9 protein-coding genes are annotated in these 11,419 nt (G+C 74.0%); 7 read left to right on the top strand and 2 right to left on the bottom strand.

Going from position 1 to position 11,419, the window contains the following annotated elements; all coding sequences use genetic code 11:
• Nucleotides 1-1,979 (bottom strand): ABC transporter family substrate-binding protein (locus tag ADY01_RS25765; protein WP_063784356.1); only part of this gene is annotated, 1,979 nt, incomplete at its 3' end.
• Between the two features lie 396 nt (nt 1,980-2,375).
• On the opposite strand from ADY01_RS25765, the gene ADY01_RS25760 reads away from it, so the two are divergent.
• The 7 genes from ADY01_RS25760 to ADY01_RS25730 all read left to right on the top strand — a co-directional run bounded on the left by ADY01_RS25760 (nt 2,376) and on the right by ADY01_RS25730 (nt 10,700).
• On the top strand, nt 2,376-2,657 hold the full coding sequence (locus tag ADY01_RS25760; RefSeq protein ID WP_049578287.1) for a hypothetical protein: 282 nt from the start codon (nt 2,376-2,378) through the stop codon (nt 2,655-2,657).
• Nucleotides 2,658-2,712: 55 nt separating this feature from the next.
• Entirely contained in the window at nt 2,713-3,519 is an 807-nt protein-coding gene (locus ADY01_RS25755; RefSeq protein WP_049578286.1) for a hypothetical protein, read from the top strand.
• Between the two features lie 29 nt (nt 3,520-3,548).
• A complete protein-coding gene (locus ADY01_RS25750; protein WP_049578284.1) occupies nt 3,549-5,510 on the top strand; it encodes a fumarate reductase/succinate dehydrogenase flavoprotein subunit in 1,962 nt (653 codons plus the stop codon).
• Between the two features lie 8 nt (nt 5,511-5,518).
• Nucleotides 5,519-6,325 carry a succinate dehydrogenase/fumarate reductase iron-sulfur subunit gene (locus ADY01_RS25745; protein ID WP_049578289.1) on the top strand — a complete coding sequence of 269 codons (807 nt, stop codon included), beginning with the start codon at nt 5,519-5,521 and terminating at the stop codon, nt 6,323-6,325.
• Nucleotides 6,326-6,520: 195 nt separating this feature from the next.
• Entirely contained in the window at nt 6,521-7,894 is a 1,374-nt protein-coding gene (locus tag ADY01_RS25740; protein WP_049578282.1) for a hypothetical protein, read from the top strand.
• 61 nt (nt 7,895-7,955) lie between these two features.
• The gene (locus ADY01_RS25735; protein ID WP_049578280.1) at nt 7,956-8,159 is read left to right on the top strand and encodes an SPOR domain-containing protein; all 204 of its coding nucleotides are present in this window, start codon (nt 7,956-7,958) and stop codon (nt 8,157-8,159) included.
• A gap of 81 nt (nt 8,160-8,240) precedes the next feature.
• Complete coding sequence (locus ADY01_RS25730) at nt 8,241-10,700, top strand: SpoIIE family protein phosphatase (RefSeq protein ID WP_049578278.1); 2,460 nt, start codon at nt 8,241-8,243, stop codon at nt 10,698-10,700.
• Nucleotides 10,701-10,709: 9 nt separating this feature from the next.
• Here the strand turns inward: ADY01_RS25730 and ADY01_RS25725 are convergent.
• On the bottom strand, nt 10,710-11,419 hold a 710-nt coding region (locus ADY01_RS25725; RefSeq protein ID WP_049578277.1), incomplete at its 5' end, for an ABC transporter ATP-binding protein.

The raw sequence follows: 11,419 nt of genomic DNA, 5'->3' as shown, positions 1-11,419 counted from the left end.
GACCATGGGGGCGCTGGTAGAGGGGGAGCCCGGCGGGGAGCGCCCCGCGGGGGGGCGCGGCGGTGGCCGATGTCCTGATAGCGGGGGGTCTGCATGCCGAAGGCGCCGACGCCGGCCAGGGTGTCGGCGGTGGCGACCAGCTGGGGGCGCTGGTAGAGGGGGATGGAGCCGGCCGCCGCCCACAGGCGCGCGTCGGCGCGGTTGAGGAGCTTGTCGTGCTCCTTCTCGTCCAGCTCGGTCGCCGCCTGGTTGAGCAGCTGGTCGATGTAGTCGGTGCCGACGCGGGTGTAGTTCTGCTCGATCAGCAGCTCCCCGCCCGGGATCGCCCGCGGCTTGGCGTACAGCGGCGCCGCGTCCGTGGCGGGGAAGGCGGTCGCCGGCCAGGAGAACAGCGCCAGGTCGAAGTTGCCCGCGGCGATGTGGTCGTCGAAGAACGCCTCCTCCTCGACCTCCGTGGTCTTCGCCGCGATGCCCACCTCGGCGAGCATCTGCGTGATGCTCCGGCCGACCTCCCGCAGGGGCTCGCCCGCGGGGCCCTCGGGCAGCACGAAGCTCAGCTCCAGCGGCTTGCCGTCCTTGGCGCGGGCCGGGGCCGCCGGACGCCGCGCCGCCGCGTTGACCTCGCTCTGGCGCCAGCCCGCCTCGTCCAGGGCGGCGGCGGCCGAGGAGGCGCCGGTCTTGCCGAGCGCGTCGCTGTTGTCCTGGTATCCGGCCTGGCCGACCACGCGGAGGTGGCTGCCGAGCGGCTTGGCGGGCAGCCCGGCCGGGTCGTGGACCTGCGCGGCCAGCTTCTTGCGGTCCAGCGCGCGGGCGACGGCCCAGCGCACCCGCTCGTCGGTCAGGGCGGGCGAGGAGCCGTTGAGCGCGAGCTGCGTGTAGCCCGCGTCATAGGCGCGGTGCACGGTGAATCCGCGCAGTTGTTCGCGGACCGCCTCCTCGCGGGTGGCGAAGGCGTGCTCGCGGACGCGCTCGGTCTCGGCGTACGCGCGGGCGTACTGGCCGCTGGCCGCCCGCTCCTCGGTGTGCGCCAGGCGCGCGGTGGCCAGGTCGTGCAGCGCGTCGGTGGTCAGGGGCGGGGCCGGCGGCGCTCCGGGGTGGAGGCGGGGGGCGTCGCCCTTGCCGTCGCCGGCCTTGCCGTCGTTGGCCGCGGTGATGGAGTCGGCGTCGGCCGGGGCGACCTCGGCGATGTCGAGCCGCCCGTCCAGGAGCGCGGCGCGGCGCTCGCCGCGTGGGACGGCGGCGAAGACCAGCTCGTCCAGGAGGGCGTCGTCGCCCCACCACCTGTCGTTGCGGACCAGGGTGATGGCCTTCTTCTTCTCGTCCACCTTCTTGACCTTGAACGGACCGCCCGAGACCGGGAGTTCGGTGCGGGCCCCGTCGTTGAAACGGTCCGGGTCGCCGGTGACGGACCGCGGGTAGAGGGGGGAGAACAGGGATTCCCAGTCGGCGTAGGGCCGGGCGAAGGTGACCGTGACCTGGTTGCGCTCGGGGCCCTTGGCGACGCTCTCGACGGCGTGGTAGCCGGAGTTGCGGGCGGACCAGTAGGCGTTGTCCTCGCCGTTGAGCGCCTTCCACTGGGCGGTGAAGTCGGCGGCGCCGACCTTCTCGCCGTCGCTCCACTTCGCCCGGGGGTTGAGGGTGTAGACGACGGTCTGCTTCGGCTCGCGCTCGGTGATCTCCGCGGAGCTGAGGAAGTCCTGGTTGACCTGGGGGCGCCCGTGGGAGTCGACGGTGAACAGCATGGGCAAAACGGCGCTCGCGACCTGGTCGGTGACGCGGTCGGCCTCGAACTGGTAGGCGTTGAGCGTGGTGGGCATCCGGTCGACCCCCCAGGTGGCGCTGCCGCCGCTGCGCAGCTTGGCGCGCTGGACGGTGGCCACGGACTGGGCCGTGCCACCGCCCCCGCCGCCGCTCTCCTCCTGGCCGGTGCAGCCCGCGACCACGGGGAGGAGGAGCACTCCCGCGGCGAGGGCCGCCACGCGGCGGGCTCCGCGGGACGGGCCGAGGACGCCCGGGGGTCTCGCTGGCGCGCCTGACATCTGATACCTCCGGCTTCACCGGTCCGTTGATCACACGTTTGCGGCCACTGAAGGCGAGGCGAGGGGTGGGAGCGCGGCGACACGGCGGCCGGCGGGGGCCAGGCCACCCGTCCGGCGCAGCCGCCGACCCATACGGCGGCGGCCCACGGCCGCGGTGGGCGGCGGCGAGCGGCGAGCGGCGAGCGGTGGTGTGGCGGTGGTCGTGGACGTCTCCGCCGTGGTGGGCCGCCGCGAGGGAAAGATCACAGACGGGAGCCGTCGCCCTCTTCACAACACCATGTGCCTCGCGCCACACTCGATCGTCCGGTGATCCCCCACCAACGGAGGTGGCAAGCGGTGTCACTGCACGATGAGCTGCGCTCGGCGCAACGGTGCGTCGACGACCTGGCGCGCTGTGTCGCGCGCCTGGAGCGGGAGTTCGGCCGCGGCCTGGAGACGCGGCGTGTGCGCAGCGACACGGAGCATCTGCGGGAGAGCCTGGCACTCCTCGCCGCCGCCGCTCCCGGAGAACCCGCCACCACCCAGGGGGAGTTCATCGGAGTGCCGGAGGCGCCCTACGACGAGCGGCTGTGGACGGACGCCGACGACGAGGGCGTGGGCTCCCGGCGCGGCCCGTAGTCGCCGGGCCGGACAGGCTCGAAGGCCCAGAAAGATCACCACTCCGGAGAAACTTGTGGCAACCGAAGCAGACCCGAGGACCAAGCCCGCCACGCGGGCCGCCATCGCGCAGCGCCATCTGCGCCTGGACCGCTGGTGGCTCGCCCCGGCCGCGACCGTCGTGGGCCTGCTGGCCTTCGTCATGTACGCGACGTGGCGGGCGTTCGCCAACGCCGACTACTACGCGGCGCCCTACGTGTCGCCGTTCTACTCGCCCTGCCTCGCGGAGAACTGCGCGGACATGCGCGACGGCCCCAACTGGGCGCTGTTCGGCGACTGGTGGGGCCTGTCACCGGCGTTGATCTTCCTCGCCCTGCCGCTGGGCTTCCGGCTGACCTGCTACTACTACCGCAAGGCGTACTACCGGAGCTTCTGGGCCTCGCCGCCGGCCTGCGCGGTCGCGGAGCCGCACAAGGCGTACTCGGGCGAGACGCGCTTCCCGCTGATCCTCAACAACAGCCACCGCTACTTCTTCTGGGCGGCGGCCGTCGTGGCGGTGATCCTCACCTACGACACGCTGCTCACGTTCCGCGACTCCGATTACGCGTGGGGGCACATGGGGCTCGGCACGCTGCTGTTCGTGGTCAACATCGTGCTGGTGTGGGCGTACACCCTGTCCTGCCACTCCTGCCGGCACATCATGGGCGGCAAGCTGAAGAGCTTTTCGAAGAATCCGGTCCGCTACCGCCTGTGGACCCTGGTGAGTCGGCTCAACGGCCACCACATGGGCCTCGCCTGGGCGTCGCTGACGACCCTGGCGCTGTCGGATCTGTATGTGTACCTGCTGGCCACCGACGCGTTCACCGACCCGCGGCTGTTCTGAGAGCCGCACGGCGGACGCAAGGAGGAAATGTGAGCACTGTGGAACGCCAATCGTGGGACGTCGTGGTCGTGGGAGCCGGCGGCGCCGGTCTGCGCGCGGCCATCGAGGCCCGCGAGCAGGGACTGCGCACCGCCGTGGTGTGCAAGTCGCTGTTCGGCAAGGCGCATACCGTGATGGCCGAGGGCGGCGTCGCGGCGGCGATGGGCAATGTGAACTCCGGGGACGGCTGGCAGGTCCACTTCCGGGACACGATGCGCGGCGGGAAGTTCCTCAACCACTGGCGGATGGCGGAGCTGCACGCCCAGGAGGCGCCGGACCGGGTCTGGGAGCTGGAGACCTGGGGCGCGCTCTTCGACCGCACCAAGGACGGCCGGATCTCCCAGCGAAACTTCGGCGGCCACGAGTACCCCCGGCTCGCGCACGTCGGCGACCGCACGGGACTCGAACTGATCCGCACGCTCCAGCAGCGCGTGGTGGCGCTCCAGCAGGAGGACTTCAAGGAGACCGGCGACTACGAGGCGCGCCTGAAGGTCTTCCAGGAGTGCACGGTCACCCGCGTGCTCACGGAGGACGAGGCGGTGCCGGGCAGCCCGGTGGCGGGCGTGTTCTGCTACGTGCGCGAGTCGGGGACGTTCTTCGTGCTCGACGCCCCGGCGGTGGTGCTGGCGACCGGCGGGATCGGCAAGTCGTTCAAGGTGACCTCCAACTCCTGGGAGTACACGGGCGACGGGCACGCGCTGGCGCTGCTGGCCGGGGCGCCGCTGGTGAACATGGAGTTCGTGCAGTTCCACCCGACGGGCATGGTCTGGCCGCCCTCGGTGAAGGGCATCCTGGTCACCGAGTCCGTCCGCGGCGACGGCGGCGTGCTGCGCAACAGCGAGGGCCGCCGCTTCATGTTCGACTACATCCCCGAGGTCTTCCGGGGGCAGTACGCCAAGGACGAGGACGAGGCCGACCGCTGGTACACCGACCCGGACAACAACCGGCGCCCGCCGGAGCTGCTGCCGCGCGACGAGGTGGCCCGCGCCATCAACGCGGAGGTCAAGGCGGGGCGCGGCAGCCCGCACGGCGGCGTGTTCCTCGACATCTCCACGCGGCTGCCCGCGGCGGAGATCGAGCGGCGGCTGCCGTCGATGCACCACCAGTTCAAGCAACTGGCGGACGTGGACATCACCAAGGAGCCGATGGAGGTCGGGCCGACCTGCCACTACGTGATGGGCGGCGTGGACGTCGACCCGGACACGGCGGCGGCGACCGGGGTGCCGGGCCTCTTCGCGGCGGGCGAGGTCGCGGGCGGCATGCACGGCTCGAACCGCCTCGGCGGGAACTCGCTCTCCGACCTGCTGGTCTTCGGCCGCCGGGCCGGTCTGCACGCGGCGAAGCACGCCGCCGCGACCGGGGAGGGCGAGCGGCGGACGGCGGGCGAGGGGCAGCTGAGGGCGGCGCAGGAGGAGGCGGTGCGGCCGTTCGCGCCGCCGGCGGCCGAGGCGGACGCGGGGGCGGACGGGGCGGGCGCTCCGGAGAACCCGTACGCCATCCACCAGGAGCTCCAGCAGACGATGAACGACCTGGTCGGCATCATCCGGCGCGAGGGGGAGATGGCCGAGGCGCTGACGCGGCTGGTGGTGCTGCGCCGCCGGGCCGAGCGCGCCGTGGTCGAGGGGCACCGGCAGTACAACCCGGGCTGGCATCTCGCCCTCGACCTGCGGAACATGCTGCTGGTCAGCGAGTGCGTCGCGCGTGCCGCCCTGGAGCGGACCGAGTCGCGCGGCGGCCACACCAGGGACGACCACCCCGGCATGGACCGGACCTGGCGGCGGGTGAACCTGCTCTGTCGCCTGGCCGAGGGCGGGGAGCGGGCGGCCGGCGACGGCGGCCAGGTCCGGCTGGAGCGGCACGAACTGCCGCAGATCCGCGCGGACCTGCTCGACCTCTTCGAGAACGAAGAGCTGGCCAAGTACCTGACGGAAGAGGAAGTGAAGGACCGGTGAGCGAGACGGTGAGCGCGGCGGGTGCGGCCGGCGCGACGGGGACCAGTTACGACGGGCATCTGCGGGTGTGGCGGGGGGACGACAGCTCCGGCGGCCTGGAGGACTTCACCGTCGAGGTGAACGAGGGCGAGGTGATCCTCGACGTCATCCACCGGCTCCAGGCCACCCAGGCGCCCGACCTGGCCGTGCGCTGGAACTGCAAGGCGGGCAAGTGCGGTTCGTGCAGCGCCGAGATCGACGGCAGGCCGCAGCTGATGTGCATGACGCGGATGTCGCTGTTCGAGCCGGACGCGACGATCACGATCACGCCGCTGCGCACGTTCCCCGTGGTGCGCGACCTGGTCACCAACGTGGAGTTCAACTACACGAAGGCCAGGGAGGTCCCCGCGTTCGTGCCGCCGGAGGGGCTCGGCCCCGGCGAGTACCGGATGCGGCAGGAGGACGTGGAACGGTCGCAGGAGTTCCGCAAGTGCATCGAGTGCTTCCTGTGCCAGGACGTCTGCCATGTGGTGCGTGACCACGAGGAGAACAAGCAGGCGTTCTCCGGCCCGCGCTTCCTGATGCGGATGGCCGAGCTGGACATGCACCCGCTGGACGACTCGGAGGCGCAGGGCCTGGACCGGCGGCGCGCGGTCACCGAGGACCACGGCCTGGGGTACTGCAACATCACCAAGTGCTGCACCGAGGTCTGCCCGGAGTCCATCAAGATCACGGACAACGCCCTGATCCCCATGAAGGAGCGCGCCGCGGACCGGTCCTACGACCCGCTGGTGTGGCTGGGCAACAAGATCAGGCGGCGGCGCGGCGGCGACTGACGGGCGCGCCCCGCGGGAACCACGGGGATCCACGAGAATCCACGAGAATCCTCGGGAATCCGCCGGAACCCGCGGGGGCGGGCCCGGCCCGGACGGGCCCGGCCGTGATCGAGTCGCGGTCCGCCCGCCCCTCGCCTACCGTCGTGGACAGGGCACTGTCCCCTCTCCGGCGGATCTCCGGCGAAGGGTGAGCGGATGCGCGACGCACGCGGCACCCGGTCGGCCGCGGCCGAGGCGGTCTCGGACGGGGTCGCCCTGCTGCTGCCGCTGACCCTGCTCGGCATCGCCCTCGTGGTGGTGCTCTACGTCCTCGCGCGCCGGTCCGCGCCCGGCCCCTTCCCCGGCGGCCGGGCCCGTTACCGCGCCGAGGTCCGCCGCACCGAGCCCCACCGCTGGGCGGGGCGCCCGACGGCGCCGCCCGCCGAGGCGCGCGCGCAGGCGGCCGACGCGTCGCCAGAGGCGCTGGACGCCAGGGCACGCGGCCTGCTGATCCGGCTCGACGACGCGGTGCTGCGCAGGACCGAGGAGCTGGGCTTCGCCGGGGACTCCCCCGAGGCCGCCGAGGCCGCCGAGGGGCAACGCGCCACCGCCGCCGCCCGTGCGGAGGCGGACGCGGCGCTGCGGCTGCGGCACCGGCTCGACGACCCGGCCCTCGAACGGAACGAGACGGAGCGGCGCCGGCTGCTGCACGAGATCATCGACCGCTGCTCGGGCGCGCTGGCGCGCCTCGCCGAGCGGGGCACGTCGGCCGCCACGCCCGAGGCGCTGGCGCGCGCCCGGGAGCGCGCGGCGGCGCTGCCCGCGCGCCTTGAGGAGGCGAGCGCCACGCTCCGGCGCGTCGGCGGACGGTACGCCCCGGTGGCGCTCGCGCCGGTGCGCGGGCATCCGGTGGCGGGCCGGGAGCGGCTGGCCGAGGCCGGGCACGGCCTGGACCGGGCCGAGCGGGCGCTCGCCGGGGGCCAGGGCGGGCGGGAGGCCGCGGCCGACGCGCTGCGGGGGGCCGAGGCGGCGATCGGGCAGGCCGAGCGGCTCACGGAGGGCCTCACCCGGTGGACGGCGGAGCTGACGCGCGCGGACAAGGCGCTGGACGAGGCGGTCCTGGCCACCGAGGCGGACGTGGCCGAGGCGCCCGGCCTTCCCGCGCTGCGCACGCCGGTGGCGCGCGCCCAGCGCGCGTTGGAGGCGGTGCGCCGCGCGGACGAGCGCGGTCGGCGTGACCCGTTCGGGGGCCTGCGCCGGCTCACGAAGGCGGGCGCCCCCCTGGCCGGGGCCCTGGCGCCCGACCGGCATCGCGAGACCAGGAACCGCCGCGCCAGAACGCTGCTGGAGGAGGCGCTGCTGACGGCGGGCGGGGAGCTCTCCGCGACCAGGGACTATGTCGCCACCCACCGCGGCGAGGTCGGCAGCCCCGCCCGCACCAGACTGGCCGAGGCCGGGCACCAGCTGCGCCGGGCCCTGGGGACGGGCCCGCACGACGCCGACGCGGCGCTCCCGTTCGCGTGGCGGGCGGACGCGCTGGCCAGGAGGGCGCGCGCCCTCGCGACGCGCGACGCGGGCGCGGCACCTTGAGCCCTGTTCGGTGGGTGAGGCGCTGGCGTATGGTCTGGCATATGCAGAGGGGGGGTGAGGAATGAACGGCAGCCTGCAACCCTGGCAGGTCGTCCGGGAGGACGAGAACGGCGGTCGTTACCGCATAGGGCACTGCGCCACCCGTGCCGAGGCGCAGCGGCTGATCCAGCGCCTGCGTCTGAACCACGCCGCCGACTCCACCGAGGAGGGGGCGGCCCACTATCTCGTGGAGCGCGTCGAACTGGGAGGCGGCATGCGCCGCTGACCCCATGCACAATCGGGTATAAGGGATATTTCGCCCTCTTCGCCGCCCCACCGGCGAAGACACCCGACAGGGGCTTGACGCGTGCCGACCGACCCTTCCGAAGCGCGTCCCCCGGAGGACTCCTCCGCGGGACCGCCGGACAGCCAGTCCCGTCTCGACGTGCTCCGGGTCGCGACGTTCCTGCTGGACGGGGCGGGCCGGATCGTCTTCTGGAGCCCCATCGCGGAGGATCTCTTCGGCTGGGGGTGGGCCGAGGCCGTGGGCAGGCCGATCAAGGACTTCACCACCACCGGCCACACCATCGCCCCGCCCGGGGAGGCCAGGAGCTGGAACGACACCCTCTGGCTGCGCCACCGCGACGGCCACCCGATCCGCCTCGACATGCGCGCGGCGCTGCTGGAGAAGGGCTCGGGGGACTCCTACCTGGTGGCCAATGTCGTGGAGGCGGACAAGGCCCTCGCCATCGAGCAGGACCTGGCCACCCTCGACGGCCTCTTCACCGCCTCCCCGCTCGGCATCGCCGTCTTCGACACCGACCTGCGCTACACCCGGGTCAACGAGGCGCTCTCCCGGCTGCACGGCGCCCCGGCCGGTGACCTCATCGGCAGGACCGTGCTCGACGTGCTGCCCAAGCCGATGTCCGAGGAGATCCACCGGCTCCAGCAGGAGGTGCTGCGCTCGGGGCGTTCGGTGATCGACCTGGTCACGGCGTCCCCGGACGGCGACGGCGCCCAGTCCGTCTCGTTCGGCCGCCTCACCGACCACGCCGGGCGCGCCGTCGGCGTCAGCTGCACGGTCATGGACATCACCGAGCGGCGGGAGGCGCTGGACAAGATCGAGCGCGCCCGGCAGCGGCTCGTCCTGCTGAACGACGTGGGCCGGGCGCTCGGGGACCTGCTGGACGTGCGGCGGATCTGCTCGGCCCTGACCCACGCCCTGGTGCCCCGGCTCGGCGACTACGCGAGCGTCGAACTGCTGATCGCCGTCGCGAGGGGCGAGGAGCCGCCCCCCATCGAGGAGCTCAGCCAGGTGACGATGGTCCAGTTCGGCCTGGCCGCCTCCCGCTCCAGCACCGCCCTGGACACGCTCAACCGGGAGGGCAAGGACACCGACTACCCGTCGGAGTCGCTCTTCGGCACGGTGCTCACCACCGGCACCCCGCATCTCGCCGAGACGCAGGGCGAGGTGCTCGCCGGGGCCGACGAGCGGGACCCCCGGGTGGCGGCCGCCCGGGAGCTGGGGCTGCACTCGATGCTGACGCTGCCGCTGCGGGCGCGCGGCCGGGTCCTCGGGCTGCTGGTCGTCAGCCGGGCGGAGCGGCGGGCCCCGTTCGACCACGAGGACCTGGCCCTGACCATGGAGCTGGGCGCCCGCGCGGGGATCTCGCTGGACAACGCCCGCCTCTACGGCCGCGAGCGCGAGGCCGCGCTGATGCTCCAACGCAGCCTGCTCCCCCAGTCGCTCCCGGTCCTGCCGGGCGTGCGGGTGAGCCACCGCTACGTGCCCAGCCGCAGCGGCGCGGAGATCGGGGGCGACTGGTTCGACGTGATCCCGCTGGCCGGGGGGCGGATGGCGTTCGTGATCGGCGACGCCACCGGGCACGGGCTGCGCGCCGCGGCCACCATGGGTCAGCTGCGCACCGCGGTGCGGACCCTGGCCGGGCTCGACCTGGCCCCGGCGGACCTGCTGCGGCGGCTCAACGACCTGGGCCAGGACGTCGCCCAGCCCCCCGACTCCCCGGTCATGGCGACCTGCGTCTACGCGGTCTACGACCCGTCGACGCGGATCTGCACCCTGGCCAAGGCCGGTCATCTGCCGCCGGTGCTCGCCGTCGAGGACGCCACCACCGGGCGGTGGACGGCCCAGCCGCTCGAACTGCCCTCGGGGGCGCCGCTGGGCGTGGACGGGGTGGCGTTCGAGGAGCGGATGATCGAGGTCGCCGAGGGGGCGGTGCTCGTCCTCTACACCGACGGGCTGATCGAGACCCGGCACGAGGACATCGCGGTCGGCGTGGGACGGCTCTGCGACGTGTTGGCCGGGGCCCTGGGGGAGGACGGGTCGCTCGAGGACGTCTGCGACACGGTGGTCGGCACGCTGCACCCCTCGGCCGCCGAGCGGGAGTCCGACGACATCGCGCTGCTGGCCGTGCGCCTGAGCCGGCTGCCCGAGGACCGGGTGACCGCCTGGAGCTTCCCCGCGGAGCGGCAGGTCGTGCACCGCACGCGCCGCGTGGTGCGCGAGACGCTGCGGGAGTGGGGGCTGACCGCCGTCGCGGAGGAGGCGGAGCTGCTGGTCGGCGAGCTGGTCACCAACGCCGTCCTGCATGCGACCGGCCCGATCCAGATGCGGATGGTGCTGGGCGCCTCCCTGCTGGTGGAGGTCACCGACCCGGTCCCCGACCCGCCGGACGAGCGGACGCCCTCCCTGGACGACGAGAACGGCCGGGGCCTGGTGCTGGTGGCCGCGGGGTCCCACCGGTGGGGGACCCGCCGGGAGCCGGCGGGGAAGACCGTCTGGTTCGAACTGAGCCTGCCCGACTGACCGCCGCCCTCAGACGCCCGCGGTCGTGTGGCTGACGTCCCCGAGGTGCGCCAGCCGCTCGGCGACGGCCGCGGCGGTCGGGGAGGCCAGCCGACCCGCCGTCCTGCCGTCGGCCAGGAACACCACCGCGTCGGCGTGGGCCGCGGCCACCGGGTCGTGGGTGGCCATCACCACGGCCGTGCCGAAGTCGCTCACCGCGCGGCGCAGCAGGGCCAGCACCTCCCGGGCGCCGCGGATGTCGAGGGTGCCGGTCGGCTCGTCGGCGAGGAGGACGCTGGGCTCCGTCACCAGCGCCCTGGCGATCGCCACGCGCTGCCGCTGCCCGCCGGAGAGCCGGGACGCCGGGTGCGACAGGCGCTCGCCGAGGCCGATCCGCCGCAGGACGGCGGTGGCGCGTTCCTCCGGGGCCCGCTCCGCGGCCGGCCCCGGCGCGGCCAGCCGCAGGGGCAGCGTCACGTTCTGGAGGACGGTCAGCGTGGGAACGATGGTGTCCCGCTGGAAGACGACGCCGATCCGCTCCCTGCGGAACCGCGTCACCTCCGCCTCGTCGCCGGTCAGCTCGGTGCCGTCCACGACGACGAGGCCGCCGGTGGGCCGATCGAGCCCGGCCGCGCACGCCAGCAGCGTGGACTTGCCCGAGCCCGAGGGGCCCGTGACGGCCGTGAAGCTGCCCGCGGGCAGCGACAGCGAGACGCCGTCCAGCGCCCTCACCCCGTCGG

The organism is Streptomyces sp. SBT349 (assembly GCF_001083795.1).
Taxonomy (GTDB): Bacteria; Actinomycetota; Actinomycetes; order Streptomycetales; family Streptomycetaceae; genus Streptomyces.
The sequence above is the reverse complement of the archived record's forward strand: the minus strand, read 5'-3'. Positions and strand labels throughout refer to the sequence as shown.

Bases quoted from the DNA above. Each gene is read 5' to 3' on its own strand.
- ADY01_RS25740 (WP_049578282.1), top strand. From the start codon at position 6,521: ATGCGCGACGCACGCGGCACCCGGTCGGCCGCGGCCGAGGCGGTCTCG.
- ADY01_RS25735 (WP_049578280.1), top strand. From the start codon at position 7,956: ATGAACGGCAGCCTGCAACCCTGGCAGGTCGTCCGGGAGGACGAGAAC.